General features: G+C 57.9%; 21 protein-coding genes and 2 pseudogenes. 12 read left to right on the forward strand and 11 right to left on the reverse strand.

Going from position 1 to position 25,138, the window contains the following annotated elements:
• The first annotated feature begins 45 nt into the window (after positions 1-45).
• On the forward strand, positions 46-381 hold the full coding sequence (locus tag ACXUPB_RS19100) for a hypothetical protein (protein ID WP_035560725.1): 336 nt from the start codon (positions 46-48) through the stop codon (positions 379-381).
• A 68-nt stretch (positions 382-449) separates the two neighbouring features.
• Here the strand turns inward: ACXUPB_RS19100 and ACXUPB_RS19105 are convergent, their stop codons facing one another.
• Positions 450-2,585 carry a PhoX family protein gene (locus ACXUPB_RS19105; RefSeq protein ID WP_472954060.1) on the reverse strand — a complete coding sequence of 712 codons (2,136 nt, stop codon included), beginning with the start codon at positions 2,583-2,585 and terminating at the stop codon, positions 450-452.
• A gap of 209 nt (positions 2,586-2,794) precedes the next feature.
• Between ACXUPB_RS19105 and hemP the strand changes: the two genes are divergently transcribed.
• From hemP to ACXUPB_RS19140, 7 genes and pseudogenes are all read left to right on the forward strand, one after another.
• Positions 2,795-2,965: a hemin uptake protein HemP gene (hemP, locus tag ACXUPB_RS19110; RefSeq protein WP_082072539.1), complete on the forward strand. Its 171-nt coding sequence runs from the start codon at positions 2,795-2,797 to the stop codon at positions 2,963-2,965.
• Between the two features lie 119 nt (positions 2,966-3,084).
• A complete protein-coding gene (locus ACXUPB_RS19115; RefSeq protein WP_472954062.1) occupies positions 3,085-5,058 on the forward strand; it encodes a TonB-dependent receptor domain-containing protein in 1,974 nt (657 codons plus the stop codon).
• 31 nt (positions 5,059-5,089) lie between these two features.
• Positions 5,090-6,145, forward strand: a complete 1,056-nt coding sequence (locus ACXUPB_RS19120; protein ID WP_045812057.1) for a ChuX/HutX family heme-like substrate-binding protein — start codon at positions 5,090-5,092, stop codon at positions 6,143-6,145.
• Positions 6,142-7,026 (forward strand): heme/hemin ABC transporter substrate-binding protein, encoded by an 885-nt coding sequence (locus tag ACXUPB_RS19125; RefSeq protein WP_472954064.1) that lies wholly within the window; start codon positions 6,142-6,144, stop codon positions 7,024-7,026. The genes ACXUPB_RS19120 and ACXUPB_RS19125 overlap by 4 nt, the downstream gene beginning before the upstream one ends.
• A complete protein-coding gene (locus tag ACXUPB_RS19130) occupies positions 7,023-8,063 on the forward strand; it encodes a FecCD family ABC transporter permease (protein ID WP_082072538.1) in 1,041 nt (346 codons plus the stop codon). The genes ACXUPB_RS19125 and ACXUPB_RS19130 overlap by 4 nt, the downstream gene beginning before the upstream one ends.
• Before the next feature lie 53 nt (positions 8,064-8,116).
• Positions 8,117-8,818: pseudogene (locus tag ACXUPB_RS19135) on the forward strand (ATP-binding cassette domain-containing protein); the annotation flags it as partial.
• Between the two features lie 111 nt (positions 8,819-8,929).
• The gene (locus tag ACXUPB_RS19140) at positions 8,930-9,304 is read left to right on the forward strand and encodes a YbaN family protein (RefSeq protein WP_035560713.1); all 375 of its coding nucleotides are present in this window, start codon (positions 8,930-8,932) and stop codon (positions 9,302-9,304) included.
• Between the two features lie 7 nt (positions 9,305-9,311).
• On the opposite strand, the gene ACXUPB_RS19145 is transcribed toward ACXUPB_RS19140, so the two are convergent.
• Positions 9,312-9,818, reverse strand: coding sequence for an Lrp/AsnC family transcriptional regulator (locus ACXUPB_RS19145; RefSeq protein ID WP_035560710.1), 507 nt, complete (start codon positions 9,816-9,818; stop codon positions 9,312-9,314).
• Positions 9,819-10,021: 203 nt separating this feature from the next.
• On the opposite strand from ACXUPB_RS19145, the gene ACXUPB_RS19150 reads away from it, so the two are divergent.
• The 4 genes and pseudogenes from ACXUPB_RS19150 to ACXUPB_RS19165 all read left to right on the forward strand — a co-directional run bounded on the left by ACXUPB_RS19150 (position 10,022) and on the right by ACXUPB_RS19165 (position 13,884).
• Positions 10,022-11,038 (forward strand): 1-aminocyclopropane-1-carboxylate deaminase, encoded by a 1,017-nt coding sequence (locus ACXUPB_RS19150; RefSeq protein ID WP_472954065.1) that lies wholly within the window; start codon positions 10,022-10,024, stop codon positions 11,036-11,038.
• A gap of 158 nt (positions 11,039-11,196) precedes the next feature.
• The gene (locus tag ACXUPB_RS19155) at positions 11,197-11,535 is read left to right on the forward strand and encodes a DUF6482 family protein (protein ID WP_472954066.1); all 339 of its coding nucleotides are present in this window, start codon (positions 11,197-11,199) and stop codon (positions 11,533-11,535) included.
• A gap of 126 nt (positions 11,536-11,661) precedes the next feature.
• Positions 11,662-13,017: a magnesium transporter gene (gene mgtE / locus ACXUPB_RS19160; protein WP_472954068.1), complete on the forward strand. Its 1,356-nt coding sequence runs from the start codon at positions 11,662-11,664 to the stop codon at positions 13,015-13,017.
• A gap of 127 nt (positions 13,018-13,144) precedes the next feature.
• Positions 13,145-13,884 (forward strand): annotated as a pseudogene (locus ACXUPB_RS19165) (sulfite exporter TauE/SafE family protein).
• 45 nt (positions 13,885-13,929) lie between these two features.
• On the opposite strand, the gene ACXUPB_RS19170 reads toward ACXUPB_RS19165, so the two are convergent.
• The 9 genes from ACXUPB_RS19170 to ACXUPB_RS19210 all read right to left on the reverse strand — a co-directional run bounded on the left by ACXUPB_RS19170 (position 13,930) and on the right by ACXUPB_RS19210 (position 25,083).
• Entirely contained in the window at positions 13,930-14,823 is an 894-nt protein-coding gene (locus tag ACXUPB_RS19170; protein ID WP_472954069.1) for an EamA family transporter, read from the reverse strand.
• The gene (phnX, locus tag ACXUPB_RS19175; protein ID WP_472954072.1) at positions 14,820-15,638 is read right to left on the reverse strand and encodes a phosphonoacetaldehyde hydrolase; all 819 of its coding nucleotides are present in this window, start codon (positions 15,636-15,638) and stop codon (positions 14,820-14,822) included. Before phnX ends, ACXUPB_RS19170 begins: the two co-directional genes overlap by 4 nt.
• Positions 15,638-16,786: a 2-aminoethylphosphonate--pyruvate transaminase gene (locus ACXUPB_RS19180; protein ID WP_472954074.1), complete on the reverse strand. Its 1,149-nt coding sequence runs from the start codon at positions 16,784-16,786 to the stop codon at positions 15,638-15,640. The genes phnX and ACXUPB_RS19180 overlap by 1 nt, the downstream gene beginning before the upstream one ends.
• 64 nt (positions 16,787-16,850) lie before the next feature.
• A complete protein-coding gene (locus tag ACXUPB_RS19185) occupies positions 16,851-18,545 on the reverse strand; it encodes a putative 2-aminoethylphosphonate ABC transporter permease subunit (protein WP_472954075.1) in 1,695 nt (564 codons plus the stop codon).
• Positions 18,542-19,687, reverse strand: coding sequence for a putative 2-aminoethylphosphonate ABC transporter ATP-binding protein (locus ACXUPB_RS19190; RefSeq protein ID WP_472954077.1), 1,146 nt, complete (start codon positions 19,685-19,687; stop codon positions 18,542-18,544). The genes ACXUPB_RS19185 and ACXUPB_RS19190 overlap by 4 nt, the downstream gene beginning before the upstream one ends.
• Positions 19,688-19,731: 44 nt before the next feature.
• Positions 19,732-20,775 carry a putative 2-aminoethylphosphonate ABC transporter substrate-binding protein gene (locus ACXUPB_RS19195; RefSeq protein ID WP_035560649.1) on the reverse strand — a complete coding sequence of 348 codons (1,044 nt, stop codon included), beginning with the start codon at positions 20,773-20,775 and terminating at the stop codon, positions 19,732-19,734.
• A gap of 108 nt (positions 20,776-20,883) precedes the next feature.
• Positions 20,884-21,594 (reverse strand): UTRA domain-containing protein, encoded by a 711-nt coding sequence (locus tag ACXUPB_RS19200; RefSeq protein ID WP_035560648.1) that lies wholly within the window; start codon positions 21,592-21,594, stop codon positions 20,884-20,886.
• Positions 21,587-22,423 carry an HAD family hydrolase gene (locus ACXUPB_RS19205; protein WP_472954079.1) on the reverse strand — a complete coding sequence of 279 codons (837 nt, stop codon included), beginning with the start codon at positions 22,421-22,423 and terminating at the stop codon, positions 21,587-21,589. Before ACXUPB_RS19205 ends, ACXUPB_RS19200 begins: the two co-directional genes overlap by 8 nt.
• Positions 22,408-25,083 (reverse strand): bifunctional diguanylate cyclase/phosphodiesterase, encoded by a 2,676-nt coding sequence (locus ACXUPB_RS19210; RefSeq protein WP_472954081.1) that lies wholly within the window; start codon positions 25,081-25,083, stop codon positions 22,408-22,410. Before ACXUPB_RS19210 ends, ACXUPB_RS19205 begins: the two co-directional genes overlap by 16 nt.
• Positions 25,084-25,138 lie beyond the last annotated feature (55 nt).

Consider the following 25,138-nt stretch of genomic DNA (forward strand, 5'->3'; position numbering starts at 1 on the left):
TCTGGCGCCGTTGACTGCACAGCTGATGTGAAATGGAGGTGCGCAATGAAGTCTGAAGTTCCAACCCAACATGCCCATCACGCCTGGGAAAAAGCTAGCCGTTTGGCGCCGCCACCCAAGCCACCCCAACTACATTTTTGCATGCCTGCCATGCCGTCGATGAGGCTAATTCGCGCGGTCGATATGGGCTGGTGGCACTGCAGGCGGCGTTGGCTTTTCCGTCGCCATATAGTGCCGCTACTGGCCTGCGACGACCAATTACTGCGGGATATGGGTCATAGCCGCGAAGATATTCGCTGGGCTAGCCAGCTGCCATTAAGGGTCGATGCCATTCAGGCGTTAGAAGCCCGACAGAAAAAGCGTCAGGCTCACCCAGCCTAGAATTAAAAAGCTTCGAACCCGGGAGAGGTCGAAGCTTTTAATGAAACCCTTAAGAACGCTTGGTATTTTTAAACCCCAATCGGCCCGCCGTCGCGTTTCTGAATCACAACGGTCGATGCCCGAGGACGTACTTGACCATTAGCTGCAACGGTGGCGTCTTGCACAAGCTCGCTACCATCGGCGGGCCAGTTACCCGGATGCTGAATGTTAATAAACAGCGCGGTTTTATCCGGCGTGGCAAATATGCCGGTGACTTCACAGCCGTTCGGCCCCACCGCAAAGCGCTTGAGCTGCTGCTGATTGCTATTGTTAATCACCGGGCCGGTACCCTGGATATCGTCAAGACCATTAGGTACCACCGCGAGCAGCTGGTCGTTGGTGTACTCCGTGATGCCGTCATAACCATTATCGGTCTGAATCCAGAGAATGCCCTGACCATCATCGCGCTCGTCAAACCAAAGCCCATCGGGGCTGGCAAACTGGTTCATTGCGGTTAAGCCCGAGTGGTTATCAGCATCGTCAACCGCCGCGCCAAACACAAATACCTCCCAGGTAAAGGCATTCGGTAAGCGGCTTTCGCGCCAGCGGATAATGTGCCCAGCCTCGTTATTGGCACGTGGATTAGCCGCATTAGTGGGTGCCAAGTCGTAACCTACCCCCACCTGCTCCAAGCTATCGCCACCGTTGGTATAAGTCGGTGCTGTTTCTTCACCTGTGCGTTGCGTGTTGTTGGTTAAGGTGAGGTAAACATCCCCCGAAGCCGGATCAACGGTCGCCCATTCGGGACGATCCATCGGCGTGGCGCCCATTAAGTCTGCCGCGTCGCAGGTATTGATAATCACACCGGCTAAATCGTCCTCAGCCAGGCCTAAGGCCGCTGCCAGCGTTCGGCCGTCCTGTGATTGCGCAGCAGGTGTCAGCGGCAGCCACTTACCACTGCCATCGGCGTGAAAACGGGCCACATAGAGGGTGCCGTTATCCATATACTTGCTGCCGATGGCAAGACGGTCATAGTGCTCACCGGGACGATTGGCATCGGCGGGATCCCAGGCGGCATCGGAGACGTATTTATATACGTACTCGTTTCGGGAATCGTGCCCCGAGTAGTAAACCACTGGCTGACCGGCTTCCAGCTTGCCTAACCAGCACCCTTCATGGCGGAAACGCCCAAGTGCCGTACGCTTAACCGCAAGGGCATCGCTGTAAGGATCGACTTCTACCTGATAGCCGAAGGTACGCGCTTCGTTACGGTAGTCATCCTCGGCGCGCTCGCCGCGGGGGGTAATATCGAAGCGGGCAAACTCATCGTTCTGCTCTGAAGCGTCACCCGCCGAGGTTTCCCAGGCATAGCGGCCGCGTTCAGTGGGAATACCGATGCGCGCGTCGTCCTGGAAGCGCTCGCCAGTATGAACAAAGACGTTTGGCCAGTTCTCTTCACAGGCAATATAGGTTCCCCAGGGCGTTACCCCGTGACCACAGTTATTGTTGGTACCACGGGTTTGGTTGCCCTCAGGCGAAAAGCGCGTTTTGACGTAGTCACTGCTTGCCACGGGCCCGGAAAGCTCCATCACCGTCGCGCTGGTGAAGCGGCGGTTATAGCGCGACCCCGGCACATGCGCCCATTGGCCGCTGGCGTCCTTTTCGACCTCGACAACGGTGACACCGTGAGCGTTGATTTCGGTGCGCGACTCCTCTGCTGGCCGCTTACCCGCTTCAGCATTGGTGGGGCCGCCCTGAGGTGCCCATAGTGCATCTTGATCGATATATTCGTTATTGAGGGCCAGTATAAATCGACGTGAGGCGTTGTCAGCATCCAGGGAAAAACCGGCCATACCGTCATGATGCATGCCCACACTCTCCGCCTGACGCTCCGCAGTCATCGGCTGTTCGGGCTGCCAGGTAACATTTTGGTTAAGCGGCGTGCCCCACGGCACCAAGACTTGGGCCACATAACCTTCCGGCACCACCACGGCATCGGTGAGTGACCCATGAATCGCCTCAAACGCCAGCGTCAGGGGTGTTTTTTGCGCGCCGCTTGAGGCAAGCGCTTGAGCAGCACCGCCAAAGCTAAGCATTGAGGCAGCCGCCATGCTCAAACCACCGCGCATCACGTCGCGCCGTGACACATGGCGCGCCAATACTTCGGCAAAAGGTTGGTTGCCGCTGTGGTTAAACAGGCGATGGTCTTCGATCTCTTTACTCATTATGGTCTCCCCCTGATCGTTTGTAGGCCAACGATTAAACGTTAGGAGACACTAAAGAAGCTAAATGACAGCAAGATGACGGAGCGCCTGCATTTAGATGAAGAACGGTCGAATGCTAGCCACCTTTACTCCCCAAACCTATTGAGGGATGTCTGCAACTCTGCTAAATTAACGCTAATAGTTATCATTAACATAGGAGTTGCTCTCTCATGCAGTTACCCGCAAAGGGCACTGGTCAGGGAGATACGTCGGCCTCGACGCCCCGCGAGGTGGATAGCCAAGAATTACTTGGCAGCTCAGGCCAGTTGGTTATTCACCATGAACAGCGCCGCTATGTATTGCGACGTACTAAAAGCGGTAAGTTAATCCTTAACGCCTAACGTCCTTAACATCTAAGCACCTAATTAAATTAAAAATTTATATAGCAAAGCCAGCCAGGTAGCCCATCGCACCCAGCCAGCGACCTCTTCTACTTATCCCTGTTGGAACTCTCTGGCTCATGAACCACACACGCACTTTTGGTGGCCTCTATTTAACGCTGCTCCCACTGCTAGCCGCCCAAGCAGACGACGCCGAGCTTAATCCAGTGACGGTCACCGGCACCCGAGCGCCTACGGATCTTTCACAGGCGCCGCTAATTATCGATGTTATTGATCGCGATGATGCTGTGCTGACCACCGCCAGCCGGGTCGAAGACGTGCTTAGCCGCCAACCCGGCCTGCACGTGGCGGGTCAAGGGCGCCGAAATGGCCAAACGTTGAGTATGCGCGGCTTTGGCAGCAAAGGGGTGCTGGTACGTTTGGATGGCGTTCGCCAGGATATCTCCACCGGCCACATCGGCAACTTCTTCCTCGACCCTGGTTTGATTCAAGAAGTACAGATAGCGCGCGGCGCACTCTCCAGCCTTTACGGCAGCAATGCCATGGGCGGCGTGGTTAGTTTCACCAGTGTGGATGCCAATGACCTGCTGGCCCCCGGCAAAGATAGTGGTGTACGCCTTTCCGTAGGCGGTGCGACGGCCAGCGACGAACTGCGCGGCAGCCTAACCGCCTTTGGCCGCCGCGATACCGCCAATGGCCGGGTGGATGGCCTGTTTTCAATTGGCCGGAGTGAATCCGGCGATATTCGCCGCGCCGGGGGCGATGAAGCCGAAGAGGATGCCACGCTCAATAGCCTGCTGCTAAAAGGTGGTTGGGAGCCAAGCGACGACCAGCGGCTGTTTATGAGCTGGCAGCACTACGACGAACGCGCCACCCAGCCCGCCAACCCACAGCAGCTTTCCACCGATGCCAGCAATCCGCTGCATGACCGCGATGTGGAAAGCAACAACGTCCAGTTGGGCCACCGCTGGCAACCCAGCGCTGCCACCGAAGTCACTTCGCAGCTTACCTTTAGTCAGCAGGATATCGACGAGCCCCAGGCCAACCGCACCCTAGAGCGGGTCGGTCTTCAGAGCGACGGCTTCCACACTATGGATCACGGCTGGCTCTCGCAAACACTGGTGTTCGGCGCCGAATTGGAGCAAGCACGCCAACGGCCAGATGGCGAAGCGAATGGCTTCCCCAACGCCGATATCGACACCCAGGCCGCCTATCTCGACACCACCCTTACCGCTGGCAGCTATCTAGCCGATGGTGGGGCTGGGCAGTTTGATATTGGCTTGGGAGCCCGCTACGACCGTTACGACGCCAGCGGTAATGAAGCCGATAGTGTCCACGACCAAGTGTCACCGCGTTTTCGCCTCGCTTGGCGACCCGACGATGCCCTGATGCTGGTCTCCGGCTACGCCGAAGCCTTCCGAGCCCCCAGCCTTTCTGAGCTTTACGCCAACGAGCGCCACTTTGCCGGTTTCTGCGCCGGGCCAGCCTTCTGCACGCCGGACAATTACTGGATTCCCAATCCCAACCTCTCGCCTGAATCCAGCCACACCTGGGAAAGCGGCGTGGTCTGGCATCAGGGCGACTGGCAGGTTCGTGCCAGCTACTTCGACACCCGCGCCGACGATTTTATCGACACCCACGTCGACATCATGGCGGGCACCACCCAGGCGGTGAACGTTCAGCGCGCCCAGCTATGGGGCTATGACGCCCGGGTGACCTGGCAGCCCAGCGCTTTCCCGCTACTCACCAGCTTTGTGGGTCTTTCGGAAGTCTCCGGCAAAGACCGTGATTCTGGCGAGCCCCTAGGCAGTCAAACACCCCTGGAAGCCACCCTGGGTAGCGAGGTGGCGCTGTACAGCAGCGATATCCGCCTGGGCTGGCAAGCACGCTTTGCCCAATCTTTCGATAAGCAGGGCGATGACGAGCGCCTTCCCGGTTACGGCCTACACGATGTGCATCTCGCCTGGCAACTCACCCCGGCCGTGGATACCTCGCTGCGCCTTGCCAATGTTGGCGACAAGGTATGGTACCGCCCCGACGGCAGTCTGGGCGATGGGCGCAGTCTTTTCGCCACCCTTAACTGGCAGTGGTAAATCCATACAGTCAACCCGATAGAGGTGCATCATGATTCCATCCCAACAGATCGCGATTATCGAAGCCTTTGACGCGGCACGCTGCGCGCAGCCGCGGCTACCTGCGATTGAGATTGCCGAGCGCTTATCGATCAGCGAAGGCGAGCTGCAGGCCGCCCGGTTAGGGCGCGACGTTTGGACGCTGCCGCTCTCGCCCAGCGATGTCGCCGCCTACCTGCCCCAACTGGGGTGGGTGAAGGCGTTGACTCGCTCCCGGCTGGCCGTGTTAGAGCAAACCGGCGATTACCCTGAACTTGGCGGCGGACCACAAACAGGCCTGTTACTCGACCCAGGTGGCCTGGATCTCCGCTTGCTCTACACTCACTGGCACTGGGCCTGCCTGATTCGTGATCCTATGCCTGACACCAGCGTGGAAGAAGCGCAGTGGCGCTGGAGCCTACAGATATTCAACCAGCATGGCTGTGCCGTTCACAAATGCTTTGCCCTGGAGAACCCGCTGCCGCGCCCCTGGGGGGCCTTAGCGGCCTTGGGCACTCGGGACACGCCAGCGTTTACCCAGAGCATGCCCCGCCTAAAGCGCCCGCTGCCCGAAGCGCCAACCCTCGCTAGCGAGTGGGGCGCGATGCGCGACGTGCACCAGTTCTTTGCCCTCCTCCAGCGTCATCACCTGGAGCGCATTGAGGCCAACCAACTGATGGAAGGCCGCTATACCCGCTCGCTGCCTGTGCAGGCGCTGGAAACAGCGCTTCAGTACGCCAGCCTCCGCGCGCTGCCGTTGATGCTGTTTGTCGCCAGCCCCGGCTGCGTGCAAATCCGCACCGGTAAATTACCCACCCCGCAACGCGCACGCGGCTGGCTCAACTTGTTTGGCGAGCAGTTCACCCTGCACCTGAATGACACCGCTATCGACCAAGTGTGGCAAGTCAGCAAACCCAACCGCGACGGCGGCGTGACCAGCATTGAGGCCTTCGATGCCGAAGGTTCGTTAGTGCTGCAACTTTACGCGGAGCGTCAGGAAGGCCGCGTGGAACGTCGCGAGTGGCGGCAACTACTGGGTGAACTCGGCAGCCAAGAGGCGGTGGCATGACCTCCTACTATATAAAGACGCGATTGTTGGGGATAGCTGTATTGGGCTGGCTACTGGCTGGCACACCTTTGGCCCATGCTGACGAGCGTTGGGTGGTGCTGGGCGGCGATATCGCTGAAACCGTTGCCGCCCTGGAGGCCGACATTAATGTCATTGCTCGGGATGACACGGTGGTGTATCCAACGGCTATGGCGGCGCTGCCCTCGGTGGGTTATCTGCGCCAGCTCTCCGCTGAAAGCATCCTGTCGGTTAAACCTGACCAGGTGTTAGCCGCCGGGCACGCAGGCCCCAAGGAAGTGCTTGAGCAGTTGGGGGCTGTCGGTGTCAGCGTAGAGCTCATCAGCGCCCTGCCCACCCTTAATGCGATTGCCGATAAAGTCCGCGCCGTCGGACAAGTAACTGACCGACGCGACGCGGCAGAGGCCTTGGCAAATGCGTTGAACGCCAAACTTGACCGGCTAGCTAGCCTGCCCGCTCTACCCCCCACTCGCGCCATGTTTATCATGCAGCATAGCGGCTTAACACCCCGGGCGGCAGGCAGCGACACGGCAGCGCATACCGCGCTCGAAGCGGTGGGCCTAGCAAATGCCTTCGCCGAGATGCAGGGCTACCACAGCGTGGGCGCCGAAGCCCTGGCTCGGCAGGCACCGGAGATTGTGGTTGTCTCGGAACGGGGCTTGGCGGCAATGGGCGGTGAAGCGGCGCTATGGCAACTGCCCGGCATGGCGTTAACACCCGCAGGCCGCGCACGGCAATTTATCGTGATTAACGACCAAGCGCTGCTGGGCTTTGGCCCTCGTGCCCCTGATCAATTGCTCACCTTGCGTCAGGACGTCGAAGCGCTATTAGGCATAACCGCCACTGCTCTGATAAGCCCATGATTGCACTACTTAATGCCTACCGCTATCGCATGCTGATTCCAGTTAACCGCACAACCCGCGTGCTCGCAGGATTAACCGCTGCGCTGTTGCTGGCCTTAGTCTGGGCGGCCGCCTCTGGCGCGCTGGGTATCTCGCCCTGGGAAGTACTCCGCGGCCAGGAAGACCCGTTCAGTGTGCAAGTTTGGTGGCAGTTGCGCCTGCCGCGCTTACTGCTGGGTGTAGCGGTGGGGGCGATGCTTGCCGGTAGCGGCGCCGCCATGCAGGGGCTGTTTCGTAACCCGCTGGCCGATCCCACCCTGCTCGGCCTTGCCAGTGGTGCCGGGCTTTTCGTAGCAGTGTGGATCGTGCTCTTTCAAGACAGCGGCGCAGGTAGCCTTTACGGTCAGTTCGCGGCAGGCTTTCTGGGGGCTTTGTGCGTCTGTTTGATCGGATTTGGTATCGCCAAGCGCCAGGGCGGCGGCAGTGCGGCGGTCATGACCCTGCTACTGGCTGGTTTGGCCATCAACACCCTAGCCGGGGCTGGCGGCGGGGTTTTAGCCTTTATCGCCAGCGATGAGCAGCTACGCCAGCTTAGTTTATGGGGCATGGGTACGCTGACTAACGCCCTGTGGCGCACCACGGCGCTCGCCCTGGTACTGATTGCCGCTGCCCTGTGGCTGTTAATGCGTAGCGCTCGTGAACTCGACCTGCTCCAGCTAGGCGAAGCGACTGCGCATGCGGCGGGGCTGGATGCAAGCCATTTAAAACGCCGGGTGGTGATCGCGACCTCATTGGGAGTAGGAATCTGTGTGGCGCTTACCGGCGTCATTGGCTTTTTGGGCCTGCTGGTACCCCACTGCCTGCGGCTTTGGTTAGGACCTGGCCATCGGCTGCTGCTGCCCGCCTCAATGCTCGGCGGCGCGTTGCTGCTGGTCGTTGCTGATACGCTAGCTCGCACCGTCGCTGCCCCGGCAGAAATCCCCGTGGGTCTGCTGACTAGCCTGCTCGGCGGCCCCTATTTCCTGTACCTACTGATGCGCAGGAACCGAGCATGCTAACGCTCCATCAGGCTGGTTTGACTAACACTCCCGCTATCGCCCCACTAGACGGCACGATTCGACCCGGCGAGCTGCTTGCCATTGTTGGCCCCAACGGTGCGGGCAAGAGCACGCTGCTCAGTATGCTGTCGGGCTTTCGCAGCGCCGAACAGGGCGAGCTACATCTGGATGGCAAACCCTTGCGCGCATGGCCCATCACCGAGCTTGCCAACCGGCGGGCGCTGGTCGCCCAGCAAGAGTTGCCCGGTTTTGACTGGCAAACCGATGAGCTGGTGAGTCTAGGCAGTAACCCAGCCAAATCACTGGTGGGAGCGCTACTGGATGACCTGGACTTAACCCACCTCGCCAAGCGCAGCGTGCTCTCGCTTTCCGGCGGCGAACGCCAGCGGGTGATGATCGCCCGAGGCGCCTGCCAGCTACTTTCAAGGTGTTCTCCCACTGCCAAGGAGGGCGGTATTTTACTGCTGGACGAACCGACCAGCGCACTGGATATCGGCCAGCAGCAGCGTCTGATGCGCCAACTACGCAGCTGGGCCACGCAGCACCACATGGCCATTGTTTGCGTGCTTCACGACCTGAATCTCGCCAGCACCTACGCTGACCGGGTATGGCTGCTGAATCAAGGGCAGCGTATTGACCATGGCCTACCCAACCAAGTGCTCAACCCCGCGACCATTGCGAAGATTTACGCGGCCGAGCTGCAGCACATTGAGGGCGGCACCCACGGCAAGCCCCTGCTTGCCCTGGCGCCTTAAGACACCTTTCAGCAGCCAACGAATCGAGTGGCAAAGCCCTCATATAAGTCCATACTTATCCATACGTAACGGGCAATATAGGCATCACCGTGTGCCAATTGGGGAGCAAGAATGAGACTGATCAGCCTCATGTGGGTAATGCTGGCAGGGGTGAGTTTTAGCATCGGTGTATTAGGCATTTTTCTACCCCTGCTGCCCACCACCGTGTTTATGCTAATGGCTGTTTACTGTGCCTCCAAAGGCTCACCGCGCTTTGAAGCCTGGATCCGCTCCCGTCACTATGTCGGCCCGCTACTGGTTACCTGGGAACAAGAACGCGCCATACCCCGACGTGCTAAGTTGGCGGCTGTTAGCATGATAGCGTTGAGTGCGCTGATCACTGCTTGGTCACTCGGCCCCGGCTGGACACGCTGGGGGGTGATCGTTCTCCTGATGCTGGTTGCCGTTTGGCTGGCCACCCGGCCAGAGCCCTCCTCTTCGCCTTAACACACGACTAAACCAGCACCTTATGGGTCGAGACCACCTGTCGCAGCCCCATAAACGAGCGGATCTGGCGCACGCCGGGTAGATAGAGCAGTTGTTCGGCGTGCAGCCTGTTGAAGCTTTGGCTGTCCCGCGTGCGTACCAACATGAAATAGTCAAACTCCCCGGTAACCACGTGGCACTCCATACAGCCTGACACCTTCTGGGCCGCCTCCTCAAAGGCGGCGAAGGATTCCGGCGTCGAGCGATCCAATACGACTCCAATCAACACCACCATACCTGCCTGTAGCTGCTCCGGGTCTAAATGGGCCACCACCCTGCTGATTACCCCATCCCGCTTGAGCCTTTCCACCCTGCGTAAGCACGCCGCCGGGCTCAAGTTCACCTGCTCTGCCAGTGCCACATTGGAGAGCATGGCATCGTCCTGAAGCAGTTTAAGGATACGCCGATCTGTTCGGTCTAGTTCAGCGGCCTGATCATCAGGCTCAGGGCGTGAACGGGAGGTTTTTGAGCGCACTATTATTTACCTTATTCATCTATAAACACTATTTAAACCCACAAAAAACATGTCTTAGCAACTTTTATTGCTTTAAACCAGCCAACTTTGCAACACAAAAATCATAGCTAACACTTACTATAAATAGCAGAGAGCACGCCAATTGTTCACAACAACTTTAGCCACCCTATATCGCACCCAATGTTTTAAAGCTGGAGATTGCTATGAACCTCGAACGCTTCCCACGTTACCCACTCACCTTTGGCCCCTCTCCCATTACGCCGCTCAAACGGCTAAGCGAACATTTAGGCGGTGAAGTAGAGCTCTACGCCAAGCGTGAAGACTGCAACAGCGGCCTGGCCTTTGGTGGCAACAAGACCCGTAAGCTGGAGTACTTGATTCCTGAGGCGCTGGAGCAAGGTTGCGATACGCTGGTCTCCATTGGCGGCATTCAGTCGAACCAGACCCGGCAGGTCGCTGCTGTCGCCGCTCACTTGGGCATGCAGTGCGTACTGGTGCAGGAGAACTGGGTCAACTACTCCGATGCAGTCTATGACCGTGTAGGCAATATCGAGATGTCGCGCATCATGGGCGCCGATGTGCGCTTGGATGACGCGGGGTTCGATATCGGCATTCGCCCCAGCTGGGAGCAGGCGATGGAGGATGTGCGCCAGCGCGGCGGCAAGCCCTTCCCGATTCCCGCTGGCTGCTCCGAGCATCCTTACGGCGGTTTAGGCTTTGTAGGCTTTGCCGAAGAGGTGCGCCAGCAGGAGAAAGAGCTGGGCTTCACATTCGACTATATCGTGGTGTGCTCGGTCACCGGCAGCACCCAGGCGGGCATGGTGGTGGGGTTTGCCGCCGATGGCCGCGCCCAGCGAGTGATTGGCATTGATGCCTCTGCCAAGCCTGAGAAAACCCGTGAACAGATCCTGCGCATCGCGCGCAATACGGCTGAGTTGGTGGAATTGGAAGGCGGTATTAGCGATGACGATGTCATTTTGGATACCCGATACGGCGGCCCCGAGTACGGCCTGCCCAACGAAGGCACGCTGGAAGCCATTCGCCTGTGCGCCCGCCTGGAAGGGGTACTTACCGACCCCGTTTACGAAGGCAAGTCGATGCACGGTATGATCAACATGGTGCGCAACGGTGAATTCCCAGCAGGCTCCAAGGTGCTCTACGCCCACCTAGGCGGCGTGCCAGCACTCAATGCTTACAGCTTTCTGTTTCGGAATGGCTAGCGAATAGCTAACCCAATCTAATCCGATCAACTGCCCGTCTGGCCGGTAGCTTAAAAGGCGCTTCCAGGCGGTCCCCTCACATCCGAGCTTAAATAGCTGTACAAATGAATAACAGAAATTAGACTCGGCGTATAAGGTTCCTGCTAATGAGGTTCGCCATGTCTGCTATTCTTCCTGCCTACCTCACGCTGACCGACGTTAAGCAACTCCCTGCGCCGCTCCCTGAAGTCGAGTTACATGGACTCGATATGGGTTGGTATATCGTGCGCTTGCATCACCATGACTCAATCGGCCTGCTGGTTGATGCCAACGGCGAAGCACAGCGTTTTAGCGGTACCCAGTGGGTTAGCCGGGCGCTGGCACCGTTAGGTTATACCCACGGCACCGTCACCTGGGCCGATACCACCGATGAAATAATCGGCAATAGCACACCACCGGTCTCCGCCAAGCAGCGCATGCGGTATGGCACGCGCGTCGCCTTTGCTACCCAACACTAAGAAGGCGCGGCCATTCCCGCTGCGGCCACATGGCTTTCAACCATGCCTGCCGATAAGATCCAAGGTGAGCCATCACAAGCTTTCAAGTGATTGTGTTAAAAATGCGTTTTTATAAGGATGGACTCTATGCGCGATGATGAAAAATATACTAATGCCGAGGAGCAACTGCTGTATCTGCAAAAGTTATTAGATGAAGAAGATACCTCTGCCCTCAAAGAGCTATTCACAGAGCTCGATATATTAGCGATTGCGCGCACGCTTGAGTCGTTCCCCGCTAAAACACGTGATTTACTTTGGGACTACATCCCAGGCGATGTGCTTGGTGAAGTCCTAGCAGAAGTCGATGAGGATATTCGCGCTGACTATATTGAGGATCTTTCTGCCAGCGATGTTGAACAGATCGTCAGAGGTCTGGATGCCCAGGAAGTCGCCGAAGTTCTCGATGTTGCCGACGAAGAGATCAAAACCACCGTCTATGCCAGCCTGGATCAGGAGATACGCGCCCAGGTTGAGAATCTTCATGCCTATGAAGATGATGTGGTGGGCCGATACATGGACCCCGAGACGGTCAATGTAAAACAAGGCGTGTCATTAGAGGCCGTACAACGCTATATCCGAATTCATCACCTGCTCGATGATGAATCACAACAAATTATGATTACAGACAAGGATAAACGTTTACTCGGCACCCTGAGCCTCATTGATTTAATCAAACAACCACAGGAAGCCGTGGTTGATGAGTATATGGATGATTTTTTCACCCTAAACGATCAAATGAAAGTGAGCGACGCCGCTGCGTTATTGCGCTCAAAAGAGCTCCACTTTGTGCCGGTGTGCGATAGCGATGGATTATTGGTCGGCCAGCTAAACGCTGCCGACGTATTAGAAATCACCCAAGATGATGCTGACCTGACGTTGAAACATATGTCCGGTGTTAGCGACGAAGAGGAAGTGTTTACCCCTATTGCGCGCAGCGCGAAAAGTCGCGGTATTTGGCTGGGTATTAATCTACTGACCGCCTTTTTGGCCGCCTTTGTGATCGGGCAGTTTGAAGCCGTGCTGGATCAAATCGTAGCACTCGCCATTCTTATGCCCGTGGTCGCCAGCATGGGCGGAATTGCAGGTAGCCAAACCTTAACGGTGGTCATACGCGGCCTGGCGCTTGGCCAGCTTGCCGGTAACAATAAACGCTGGCTGTATAATAAGGAGCTATGGGTAGGGATGAGTAACGGTTTGGTATGGGCGCTGGTGGTCGGCGGCATTTCCTACCTGTGGTTTAGCGACCCACTGATTACGCTTGTCATCACGCTGGCGATTTTTATCAATATGAGTCTCGCCAACCTTTCTGGTGTACTCATACCTTTGGTATTGAAACGCTTACAAATTGACCCCGCCCTCTCGGGCGCGGTAATTCTCACCACCGTAACGGATGTAGTGGGCTTTCTCTCGTTCTTGGGGCTCGCGACGCTGATTATTTTGTGATCAGAACCATTTAATGGCGCGCGCGGCGTCACTACTCACTTCGCCCGCTAACTTTTATCTAATGCTATGCTGTTGTGCCCCGCCTCTGCGGGGCTTTTTGTTGACCTCTATTATCAGAGAGAATCGTATGCTCCCCGACTACTCCGTCATTGCCTGGCTGTTGATCGTGTTTTCCGTTTATCTACCGGCGTATCAAAAGGCGGCTTTGCAGGTGGTTTCGGAACACTCTCGGTGCCATTAATGGCACTAGCGATTAGCCCAACCCAAGCGGCAGGGCTACTGCTTCCGCTGCTGCTGGTGATGGACGTGTTTGCGGTGAAGGCGTGGTGGGGCAAGCAGTCGAATGCGGAAGTGTGGCGCTTTGTGCCAGGCTTGTTCATCGGCGTGGCGGTGGGAACATTACTGTTTGGCAGCTTGAGCGAGCAAGGCGTGCGCTTGGCATTGGGAATTCTATCCGTCGTGTTCGCCGCTTATATGCTGCTAAAACCTGTCGCTAAAAAGCCGATTTCCAGCCGTTGGGCGCTGCCTGCGGCCAGCGTTTGTGGGTTTACCAGCTTTATTGCCCACGCGGGCGCGCCGCCAATGAACATGTATCTAATGCCGCGCAAGCTCTCCAAAGAGACCTTTATTGCCACCTGCACGATCACTTACGCAGTAGTCAACACCATCAAACTAGGCCCATATGTGTGGCTTGGCGAAGTTAATATGACCAGTGCCTGGGCCTCGCTGCTGCTAGTGCCAGTTGCCTGGATCGGCGTGCGTAACGGCCTTTGGCTGCAAAGCCGAGTCAATGAAAAGCTGTTTTACCGCTTAGTTATCCTGGCCATGTTCTTGGTGGGTATCAACTTGGTTTGGCAGGCACTCTAACCCAGGGGCGCATTAGAGTGAAGCGGCCTAAAAAGGTGGTGCTGCTTACAACGCCACTATGATCAACCCCGCCAACATCACCAACGTGCCAATGGCTTTTGCCCTGGAAGCAGGCTCTTTTAGCCATAGTACGCCCATCAAGACGCCCACCGGAATTGAGAGCTGACGCAGTGCGACCACGTAGCTCACTTCATCGGTAAGCGCCATGGCCATGAGCACGAGACCGTAGGTGCAGGTCATCATCAGCCCAGTGGCGACGAGCATGGGCAGGCCCTGCCGACGAAGCGCGGGCAAGCGGCGGCGCTCTGCGGGCAATAGCGCCAGCAGCGGTATTGCCCAGGTCAGCGTCATCACCGCCTGCAGCACCATAAACACCGCCCCGGCGGTTAACCCGCTGTGCCCTGCCCCCTGCATCAGCCCCAGCGCCTGTTTATCGATCAGCGAATAACCCACCGTCCCCGCCGCCGCCAGCAACGCAAACCCCATGGCCGGTGTTAGATAGGTCGACAACCTGCGCGCCTGCGGATGACTAAGCGGCAGGCAGAGCGCACCAGCCACGACCAATACCATTCCCAGACCGTCCCAGGCATCCAACACGTGGCTGCCCAGCAGCGCGATGGAGACCAGAGGCACCAGCACCACCGGAAGTGCCCGGGCGATGGGATAAAGCACGCTCACCTCCCCACGTGCATAGGCCCAGGCCAAGCCGCCCATATAGAGCATCTGACATAGTCCAGAGAGTGCCAGCCAGCCCCAAAAGGAATTTGGTAACGCCGCGAGTGAGGGCCCAAGCAACACCAGCGGGAGCATCACCAACCCACCCGCGCCGTAGGCAAGGGTAAAGGAAGACAGCGAAGGCGCATTGCGTTTGCCCAACACATTCCATCCGGCGTGCATACACACCGACACCAGCACTAGCGCAAGCGCGGCTGGGCTCAAGGACGCTCTCCTTGTTGAAGGCGAGCATTAATGTCATCTATTACGTTGGGCAGCTCGGCAATGGTCGGAATGCAGTAGTGCGGCCCTGAGGGAGCAAACTGGGCGCTCACCTGATCGTGAGAGGCTTCGCGCTCGGCATCGCTTAGCGCCTGATACTGCTCAAAGGTTAACCCCAGCGCATTGCCCGAACAGGTAAGCGCCACTGTCCACATCCCCGCACTGCGCCCTTCAAGAATGCCCGGCGTGGTGTCGTCCACTTTCACGCAGGCCGCCAGATCGCTAACGCCTAGGGCAACCACATTGGCCAGCGCCTGAGCAGGATGCGGGCGACCATTGGGCACCTCATCGGTGGCTACTACGTGATCGACTTGCAGACCATTGTCGATGGCCAAGGCCACCACTTTTTCCATTACCACCGCCGGGTAGCCGGAGCAGGAACCGATTTTCAGCCCCTGGGCGCGCAGCGTGGTTAAGGTGTCGAGCGCGCCGGGAATCACCGCCGAGTGATCGGCAATTTTGGCGATTTGTAGCGGCATAAAACGCTCGTAAAGCGCCGTTACATCGTCATCAGAAGGCGCATGGCCGACCGCCTGAACAAAGCGTTCGGCGATGTCCGGGTGATTGCAGAGTGTCCGAATATGATCCCACTTGCCCATACCCATGGGGCCGCGCGCTTCTTCCAAGCTAATCGCTACGTCCAGCTCAGAAAATGCTTCGACAAATATCTGGGTCGGTGCAAAGGAGCCAAAGTCGACCAGCGTGCCCGCCCAGTCGCAGATAACCGCCTGAAGGCATTGGGGAGATTGATACTGCATTAGGCGCTCCCTGATTGTGAAGATAGGTCAGCAATGGGAGAAACATCCATATCCGCTAGAGCGTCTTGAATAGCGATCAGCAGCGTCTCAATCACCGATACATCCAGTTGACCGATACAGCCAATGCGGAAGCTATCCACTGCGGTCAGCTTGCCGGGGTAGATCAAAAAGCCGCGCGCCTTTAGCGCCGCGTAGAAAGCGTTAAACTCAAAAGCTGGGTCAGCGGGGCTTAAAAAGGTGGTGATGATCGGCGATAGCCACTCGTCTTCTAACAGCGTGCTGAAGCCTAGCGCTCGCATGCCGTTTACCAACGCATCACGATTGCGGGTATAGCGCGCGCAGCGCCCCGGTACCCCGCCCTCTTCCCGGTGTTGGGCTAGCGCGGCCTGAAAGGCCACCACGGCATGGGTCGGCGGGGTAAAGCGCCACTGGCCGGTATGCTCCATATACGCCCACTGGGCATGTAGATCCAGACTCAGCGAGTGGGTGCGCCCCTTGCCTGCTTCAAGCAGGGCACGGCGAATAATCACAAAACCAAAGCCCGGCACGCCCTCAATACACTTGTTGGCCGAAGAGACCAGCACGTCGATGGGCGTTTTTGAAAGACTAATGGGGATGCCGCCAAAGGAACTCATCGCATCCACGATCAGCGTTTTGCCTCTGGCGTGCACCACCTCGGCGATGGCCTCCAGCGGATTCAAGATGCCGGAGCTGGTTTCGCAGTGCACCAGAAACACCGCCGTAATCTCTGGGTCCTGCTGAAGCAACGCCGCCACCTCATTGGGCTGGGGCGGCAGATAGTCACCCTTATCCAGCGTCACGTAGCGACGGCCCATCATCTGAAGCAACTGCGCCGCACGCTTGCCGTAGGCACCATTCATCAGCACCAACACTTTGCCATCCGGATCGGTGGCGCAAGCCAGCGCGCTCTCCACGGCGAAAGTGCCGCTACCCTGCATGGGCACGCAGGCGTACTCGTTGCTCGCCGCTTGTGCCATGACCAGCAGTTGAGTGCGCACGTCGGCAGTGACCTGATTAAAGTCATCATCCCAGGAGCCCCAGTCACGCAACATCGCAGCTTTGGTCGCGTAGGAGGTAGTCAGCGGCCCTGGCGTCAGTAGATAGGGCTCTTTTACGTCTTTATTCATTTGACTGATCATTTTGGTCTATACCAGATATTTTAAACACTTTAATCGCCAGCGCAGCGGTCGTCTAGGTCGCTTGTCGCCAGCGCTGGGCGTTATTTAACAAAACGTGGGTCAATGCAGCATGCAGCAACTTCACCACCAGTGAAGTGAGGAAAATCAGCGCCGCCATGGCCGCCGCGCTAGCAAAGTAGCCCGCTTCATCCAGATGCAGCACCGCCACCGAGGCCAGCCGGGTATCGCTGTTATAGAGAAACACCACTGCAGAGACGGTAGTCATCGCATTGACGAACAGGTAAACCGAGATATCCAGCACTGCGGGCAGCGACACCGGCAGCGTCACCCGGTAGAAGGTCGTCCAGAACGGCACTTTAAGTGAAGCCCCCACAGCTTCAAACTCAGGGTCGAGTTGCTTGAGCGCGGTGACTGAAGTGAGGTGACAGACCGTATAGAAATGCACCAGGGTATTGAGCACTAAAAGCATCATCGTGCCGTACAGCCAGTTCAACGGGTTACCCGCATGGTTGAAAAAGAAGATATAGGCAAGGCCCAATACCATACCCGGTACCGCCATGGGCAGCATGGCCATAAAGTGCAGCCCCTGGCGCAGCGGGCGAAAGCCTTCGCTCTTTTCGATCAGCCAGGCGTTGAAAAAGATCACCAGGGTGCCCACCAACGCGACGCTAAACGCCAGCCTGAGGGAGTTGAACCAGGCTCCCCAGCCGCCATCGGCCATGCCTTGAAAGGTATAGTGCTCAAAGGTGATCGAAAGGTTATACGGCCAGAACTGCACCAGCGACGCATACATCGCCGTGCCGATCACTAGCACAATGGCCCCCGCCACTGCATAGCAGAGTAGCGCGAAGACCCAATCCCGCAGCGGGCTCGGCGTAGGCTGCCATGGCACCGCCCGGGCCGAAAGTTGCGCCACCTGGCGGCGCTGTATCCAACGGTCCACGATAAACGAGAGCACCGCTGGCAGCAGCAAAATCACGCTGACCACCGCACCCATCTGAAAGTTCTGCTGCCCAACCACCTGGCGGTAGACGTCGGTGGCCAGCACACTGAACTGGCCGCCGATGATTTTCGGCACGCCAAAATCGGTAATCGCCAGGGTAAACACCACAAACAGGCAGGAAATCAGCCCGTAGCGCACGCCGGGCAGCGTAATGGTCAAAAACGTACGCCACTTGGGGGTGCCCAGCGCTTCGGCCGCTTCGTAGAGCCGCGCATCACTGTTGGTCAGCGCAGTGGTCAGCAGCATTAGCGCGTGGGGAAATATCCAGAAGCTCATGCCCATGACAATACCGATGGGGCCATAAATCGACTGGCCTGCCAGCACCTCGCGCAGAAATCCCTGATTACCGAATAAGTACACTAGGCTTATGGCAGGCAGCAGCGACGGGGCCAGAATGGGCAGAATCGCCAGCATCCTAAACAGCCGTTTGCCCGGCATGCAGGTGCGGGTGATCCCGTAAGCACATAGAAACGCCAATCCAACCACCACGCCGGTGGTCATCAGCGCCACCCGCAACGAGTTGGCAATCGAGTTCACCAGCGCGGGGGTTTGAAAGTAGTGAGCAAAGTTAGCCAGGCCAATAAAATCGCCAGCGCGGTCTTGCAGGCTTTTGAGCAGCATGGTCACCAGCGGGAACAATAGCCCGATCACTAGCAAGGCAACGCCAGCGAGTAACACCAACAAGCGGATCAGCGATTCCAGAGACGGTTTGGTCGCCGCTTTTATTAAAGACTCGGCCATCATTGCTGACTACTCCCGGCCGCGTAGAGTCTGGCGGCCTCAGCAGGCAGGTGAATCGCCAGCAACTGCCCTACATACAGGCTAAGTTTACTGCTATCACGGCTAGGCACGTCGGCTATCAGCGTTTGGTGATCTTCCGGCAGGCGCAGCGTGACTCGTTGAAAGGCGCCTAAAAACTCGATGGAGACCACCTCCCCGTTTAGCGCCCCTGCTTGGTGCTTAAGTGCCCTTGCTTGAAGGCTAAGGGCTACCGCTTCAGGCCGAATAGCCAGCTGAGCAGCTTGGCCCACTGCTATAGTGTGCGGCAGGCAGGCACAGGGAGTGTTGCCCAAAAGCGCTTGGCGATTGGCCTGGGCGGTCACTTCCAGGAAGTTCATGCTACCAATAAAGGAAGCCACGAACGCACTGGCGGGCTGATGGTAAATCTCGGCCGGGGTGCCCACCTGTTCGATCACACCGTGGTTCATCACCACAATGCGGTCGGCCATGGTCAGCGCTTCTTCCTGGTCGTGGGTGACCATGATGGTGGTCACTCCTAGCCGCGCCTGCAAAGCTTTGATTTGGCTGCGCAGATGACCGCGCACCCGGGCATCCAGCGCCGAGAGCGGCTCATCAAGCAACAGCAAGCCTGGCTCTGTGGCTAACGCCCGGGCCAGCGCCACTCGCTGCTGCTGGCCGCCGGAAAGCGCCGCCGGATACTTCGCTTCACTGCCGGTTAGGTTCACCAATGCAAGTAACTCAGCGACGCGGTCATTAATACGCGCGCGCTCTACCCGACGGTTGCGCAGCCCGTAAGCCACGTTATTAAACACCGTCAGGTTGGGAAACAACGCATAGGACTGAAATACAATGCCAAAGTCCCGCGCTTGCGGTGGAAGCATGGAAATATCCTTCCCACGCTGAGTCAGCGTGCCCGCACTCTGGCGGGTGAGCCCGGCAATCGTGCGCAGCAAGGTGGTTTTGCCGCAGCCTGAGGGCCCTAGAAAACAGACAAACTCGCCTTCTTGAATCTCAAGCGCAATATTATCCAGCGCGGTAAAGCTGCCGAAGCGCTTGCTGACACCATCAATACTGAGATGCGTGGTGGTTGCGCGGGGGGTCGCCGCTGTGGATACCGATAGCGGCGATGTCATTGTCGGGGGCATAACATCTCCAAGCCCCGGCCGGAGCCGGGGCAACTGATCACAGCTTATTGTTCGGTTTTGCCGTCGTAGCGACGCTGCCATTCGGTCAGCACACGCTCGCGGTTCACTGCCGCCCACTGGAAATCAGCGTCGATCATGCGATCAGTAATATCGACGGGATAGTTTTCAATGGGCTGGGCAACACCGGGATAAGCCACGACCGCATAGCCTTCGTTATACAGCTCGTTGGCCTCGCGGGAGATTGACCAATCCATGAGCGTTTGCGCAGCTTCCTGCTTGTCGGTACCCGCGACAATCGCGGATGCTTCCATATCCCAGCCCAGGCCCTCTTCTGGGAAGACGACCTCAATAGGCGCTCCCTGGGACTTCAGGCGCGCACCGCGGAAGGCAAAGGACACGCCCACTACTGTTTCACCGGTGGCTGCCAAGCTGCAGGGCGCGGAACCCGAATGGGTGTAGCGGGAAATATTGTTATGCAGGCGATCCATATAGTCCCAGCCCTGCTCTTCGTCCCACAGCTGCAGCCAGCTGGCCACATCCAGATAGCCGGTACCCGACGAGTTGGGGTTGGGCATAATGACATGGCCTTCAAACTCAGGCTTAGTCAGGTCTTCCCAGGAGGTCGGCATCGGCACGCCCTGGCGTTCGCCCTCAATGGTGTTGTAGCAAATGGCCGCTACCCAGGCGTCCATGCCCACCCATGCCGGGTCTTCGCCGTCCCGGTAGGCGGCATCGACAAATTTCGGGTCGAGGTTGTCCACGCCCTCAGGGGCGTAACGCTCCAGCATGCCCTCTTCTTCCAATACCAGCAGGCTAGTGGCGGCTAGCCCCCAGATCACGTCCGCTTGAGGATTATCTTTTTCCGCCAACAAGCGAGCGGTAATCACCCCGGTGGAATCACGCACCCAGTTAATCTCGATATCCGGGTGGGCGGCATTAAAGCGTTCAGCGTATTTTTGCAGGTCATCCGACTCAACGGCGGTGTACACCGTTAATTCAGTGGCCAGCGCATTGGAAGCAAGGACAGTGGAAGCAAGCGCAGCGGCACTCGCTAGTAACGTGGAAGGGAACAAACGGCGTGGCATCATGATGGTGGCCTCCTGGCTGGTTGGTATAGACCAGAAGTTTGCCGTTATTAAATGACAGTGCAATGACGCTTGTTTGACCGATTTTTTAAGTTGTGATGTCTGCACCAATCATTGCTGGCCGGATAGCTCCACGCTGATGCACAAAGAGTCGTGCAGCCAATGCTCTTCGTCATATTCAATGGGGCGCTGCTGATCGTCCAGAATGGCGCGGTTAATGTTCAACCCGGCGGTGCCTGGCGCCACCAGCAACTCTTCGGCATCCCTTGGTGATAGCGCTTCAGACACCATGCGGATAGAGCGGTTGGCCAGGTAATGCCCCCAGCGCTCCCGCAACAGCCCCCACAGCGACTGCCCAGCGTAGATGTCGAGCAATTCCGGGGCACAATTCGGCACCACCCACAGCGACTCCACCAGCACGGCGCGGTCGTCCACATAGCGGCGGCGGCGAATATGGTGAAACGGCTGGTCATCCGGCAGGCCCAGCGCGCGTGCAGCGGGCAGATGGGAGCAGGTTTCCAGTTTCAGGACAGCAGTGCGTGGCCGTCGTCCCTGGGCACGCACATAGTCGTTGAAGCCTGCGTCTCGGGTAGGGTCATAGACCAAGCGGGCGGGGGAAATAAACCACCCGCGCCGGTTGCTGCGGTGGATCAACCCCTCGCCCTCCAGCTGCGCCAGCGCCTGGCGCAGGGTGACGCGAGTGGTGGCAAAGCGTTCCGCCAGCACCCGTTCAGCGGGTAGTTTGCCTTCCCACTGGGTGGCGTTGATGTCGATTAACGAGCGAAGCTGTTCGGTCAGTTGTAGGTAGTAGGCATCAGACATGCGCCGATTTTCCTGGCAGAGCGTTGGGCGACGAAGCGCTCACAGGCGCTGGCGCCCGCCAGTCTAAGCGCCGCCACCCTTCAACGCTAGCTACCTCAGCCAGTACCGGATCAGGGTTAACCGCCACAGGGCAATCCACGTACTGAAGCAGCGGGAGGTCGTTGCGGGAGTCTGAGTAGAAAGTCGTGTGACTAGGGGTGACCTGCTGTTCGATCAGCCACTGTTTTAAGCGCAGCACCTTACCGCCGCGATAGGAAAAAATACCTTCACTACCACCGGTATAGCGCGCGTCTTCATTGATGCCATGTTCGATGCTCAGCTCTACCGCCAGCACGTGCTCGATCCCCAAAGTAGCCGCAATGGGCTGAACCAGATGCCGCGCAGATGCAGAAATCAGCAGCAGGGTATCGCCCGCCTGGCGATGCGCTTCCAGGCAGGCCCAGGCCTGAGTGAAGATACGCGGTTGGAGATGCGTGGCGACAAACCGCTCGACCTCTTTTTGCACATCCGTTACCCGGCGCCCGCGCAGTGGCGCCAGGGTCATGGCTAGATACTCTTCGAGCTTTAGCTTGCCCGCATGATAAGCCCGCTGCATCTGCTCGGCACGCGCCATGAAGGTCTCGGCATCGCTGACCCACCCTTGGTCTATCATCCATAAATTCCAGCGGTCGCTGCAGTCTCCATCCAGGAGGGTGTCATCAAGATCAAATAGGGCCAGGCGCATGGGAGCACTCCTTTCATCGCGGGTTGGCGGCGCGTAGGGTATGCCAAAGGTGATGACAGGACGATGACGCTGGCGGTGATATTGCGTGGTTACTTGTTCAACCACGCTGCAGCAAACTCATTGGCTGGCAACGGTCGACCGAACCAGTAGCCCTGGGCTTCATTACAGCCCATGTCGGCCAGCAGGCGGGCCTGCGCTCGGGTCTCTACGCCTTCTGCCACCGTTTTCATCTCTAGCGCTTTCGCCATGGCAATGATGGTCTGCACAATGGTGCGGTCGTGATGGTTATCGAGCATCTCGCGCACAAAAGAGATATCGATCTTCAGTGCGTCGGCGGCGAAACGCCTCAGGTATGAGAGTGAGGAGTAGCCTGTGCCAAAGTCGTCAATAGAGAGTGCGTAACCCGCCTTACGCATGGTGTGAGTAATTTCTACCGCTTGATCAGGATCGCGCATAAAGTCGCTTTCGGTAAGCTCCAGAGAAATGGCATTCGGTGGTACGCCAGCCATTAGCTGCGCAATATGCTGAGTTAGCTCGGGGTCAGCAAACTGCTGGGCAGAAATATTGATCGACAGCCTACCCGGCAGTGCCTGCTTGTTTTGCGTACCCCATGCCATTAGTTGCCTAGCCGACTCCTCCAACACCCAGTCTCCCAAGAGGCGTATCAATCCGCGCTCTTCGGCGAGAGGAATAAACTCACCGGGACTCACCCACCCCCACTCCGCGTCATGCCAGCGGCAGAGAGCCTCAGCGCCTGTCAGCTGCCCGCTGGCAAGGTCCACCTGGGGCTGAAAATAGAGTTCCAGTTTGTTTTCGCTGATAGCCACGCTGAGCCGCTCGGTCATCCGCTGGCGGCGCTGTAGCGCGTGATGCATTGCTTGGGTATAGGGGCAGGTACTATTATCGCGTCGCTTGGCGTGGTGAAGCGCAATACTGGCGGCGTTGAACAACTCACCCGCTTGTGACACATCGTGGGGGTAACGGGCATAACCGATGCTGACATCAAGGTTAAACACACGGCGCTCCAGCTGCAGCGGCTGTGTTACGGCTGAGCGCAACTGCTCGACGAGATCATTTATGTTTCTGATATCAGCGTCGGCCACCAGCATGGCAAACTCATCGCCAGATAAACGCGCCAACGGGCCATAGGCGTGGCTGATCTTCTGCAAGCGGTCCGCGACTGACACCAGTAGTTGATCACCTACTTGATGGCCGTGCAGGTCATTCACTTCTTTAAAGCGACGAATATCCAGCAGCAGCAGCGAAAGCCCCTGCCCAGTATGATGGGCCTCTTGCCACATCTGCGCTAACAGCTCCATGAAGCGGGTACGGTTAGGTAGCCCGGTAGTGCTGTCCGTGTAGGCCAACTGATGCATATGGCGGTGGTCCCGGCGGCGTTCAAGCTCTGCCGCGGCGCCAGTAGAAAGGATTTGCAACACTGAGGTGGCGAACGCATTCGTCGTCAGCGGTTGGCGGTAAAACACCATCATCACGCCAATGGCTTCGCCGTTGGCGTTATCTAAGCGGCGACCAATCCACGCCCTGACCGGTAGCTGCGTGCCCGCTAATAGCAGCGGCGGGCCGTCATGCATCACCGCTTCACGCTCCAGCACCACCTGCTCGCTAGGCGACCCGCGCAGTGCGAAAGCGTGCTGCTCACGCTGTTCGCCACTGACCACCATACTGACCGTGGTTGCCTGGCCATAGACTTCTTCCTCGCCCTGAGGGGAGGTATGCAGTAATGCAATGAAGCCTGCGTCGGCTTCCAGCACTTCAATCAGGGTGGCAATCAGCTGCTGAAAATAACCGTCTCCCACCCGTGTAGTAACTGTTGAGGCAACCTGAAGCACGGCGTTCTGTACCCGCTGCGACTCTTGCTGATCGGTCACATCCGAGATAAAGCCTTCCAGGCAAACGACCTCACCGTCATGGCCCATGACAGCCTGGCCCTGCTCCCACATCCAGCGATTTCCCCCGTCGCGATGCTTCAACCGATACACCACCCGGTAAGGCCGCTTGCTGGCAATGGCCAACTGCACCTCGTCGAAGAGTTTTTCCTGGTCATCGGGATGAATCAACGCGGCGAAGCTGGTCACCCGGTTACCTTGCAACTCATCCGGACGGTACCCGGTCAGTGCCTCGGCCCCTTGGCTTACCACCTGCATGGTCCAGTCACGGTCATTGAAGCAACGGTAGGCCATGCCAGGCAGGTGATTCAGCAGCGTATCCAGGCGTCGCTCACTCTCCCGTGCGACTTCTTCGCTTGCTCTTAATGCCTGCTCTGCCTTTTGGCGACCTAGCTCCGCGCCAGCCTGAGCGGCGGCAATTTGCAAAATTTCATTGGCTAGCTCATCCAACTGCATAGGAGAGTTCTTGAGCACCGCCAGCAGGCCAATCAGCGCGCCATCGGCAGCGTAGAGGGGACGCCCCAGATAACTCTCGGCGCCGAGTTCGCCAAGTAGCTTATCGTCTGGAAAGCGCAATTGGACATCATGCGCATAAAGACAAGATTCACTGTTTATCGCGGTTTCGCAAGGAGTCCCCACCAGCGGATAGGTAACATTGCTAAGCAAACGCCCATTGGACCAGACCGCTAACGTCTCAGCCTGATGCAGCTGAGTAACATCGGCCACCAGCACATGGTCAACGCCCACTAAGTTTGCCAATCGTTCGACCAGCGTGGCATAAAAGCCAGGACTTCCGCTATGCCCCATCCCTTCTGCCAACTGGCGAAATATCTCTGTCGCGTTATTCCTCGTGCGCATGGGTGGAGCCACCTATTCCCGCTTTTTCTTCAGCTTAGCTCGAAGCGCAGCCACA

Source organism: Vreelandella sp. DA03-1M (assembly GCF_055725665.1).

Coding starts and splice junctions, on each gene's coding strand:
- ACXUPB_RS19115 (WP_472954062.1), top strand. CDS start 3,085: ATGAACCACACACGCACTTTTGGTGGCCTCTATTTAACGCTGCTCCCA.
- ACXUPB_RS19190 (WP_472954077.1), bottom strand. CDS start 19,687: ATGCCCCCGACAATGACATCGCCGCTATCGGTATCCACAGCGGCGACC.
- mgtE (WP_472954068.1), top strand. CDS start 11,662: ATGCGCGATGATGAAAAATATACTAATGCCGAGGAGCAACTGCTGTAT.
- ACXUPB_RS19100 (WP_035560725.1), top strand. CDS start 46: ATGAAGTCTGAAGTTCCAACCCAACATGCCCATCACGCCTGGGAAAAA.
- ACXUPB_RS19180 (WP_472954074.1), bottom strand. CDS start 16,786: ATGAATAAAGACGTAAAAGAGCCCTATCTACTGACGCCAGGGCCGCTG.
- ACXUPB_RS19125 (WP_472954064.1), top strand. CDS start 6,142: ATGACCTCCTACTATATAAAGACGCGATTGTTGGGGATAGCTGTATTG.
- ACXUPB_RS19150 (WP_472954065.1), top strand. CDS start 10,022: ATGAACCTCGAACGCTTCCCACGTTACCCACTCACCTTTGGCCCCTCT.
- ACXUPB_RS19185 (WP_472954075.1), bottom strand. CDS start 18,545: ATGATGGCCGAGTCTTTAATAAAAGCGGCGACCAAACCGTCTCTGGAA.
- ACXUPB_RS19105 (WP_472954060.1), bottom strand. CDS start 2,585: ATGAGTAAAGAGATCGAAGACCATCGCCTGTTTAACCACAGCGGCAAC.
- ACXUPB_RS19120 (WP_045812057.1), top strand. CDS start 5,090: ATGATTCCATCCCAACAGATCGCGATTATCGAAGCCTTTGACGCGGCA.
- ACXUPB_RS19130 (WP_082072538.1), top strand. CDS start 7,023: ATGATTGCACTACTTAATGCCTACCGCTATCGCATGCTGATTCCAGTT.
- ACXUPB_RS19200 (WP_035560648.1), bottom strand. CDS start 21,594: ATGTCTGATGCCTACTACCTACAACTGACCGAACAGCTTCGCTCGTTA.
- ACXUPB_RS19155 (WP_472954066.1), top strand. CDS start 11,197: ATGTCTGCTATTCTTCCTGCCTACCTCACGCTGACCGACGTTAAGCAA.
- phnX (WP_472954072.1), bottom strand. CDS start 15,638: ATGCAGTATCAATCTCCCCAATGCCTTCAGGCGGTTATCTGCGACTGG.
- ACXUPB_RS19195 (WP_035560649.1), bottom strand. CDS start 20,775: ATGATGCCACGCCGTTTGTTCCCTTCCACGTTACTAGCGAGTGCCGCT.
- ACXUPB_RS19210 (WP_472954081.1), bottom strand. CDS start 25,083: ATGCGCACGAGGAATAACGCGACAGAGATATTTCGCCAGTTGGCAGAA.
- hemP (WP_082072539.1), top strand. CDS start 2,795: ATGCAGTTACCCGCAAAGGGCACTGGTCAGGGAGATACGTCGGCCTCG.
- ACXUPB_RS19140 (WP_035560713.1), top strand. CDS start 8,930: ATGAGACTGATCAGCCTCATGTGGGTAATGCTGGCAGGGGTGAGTTTT.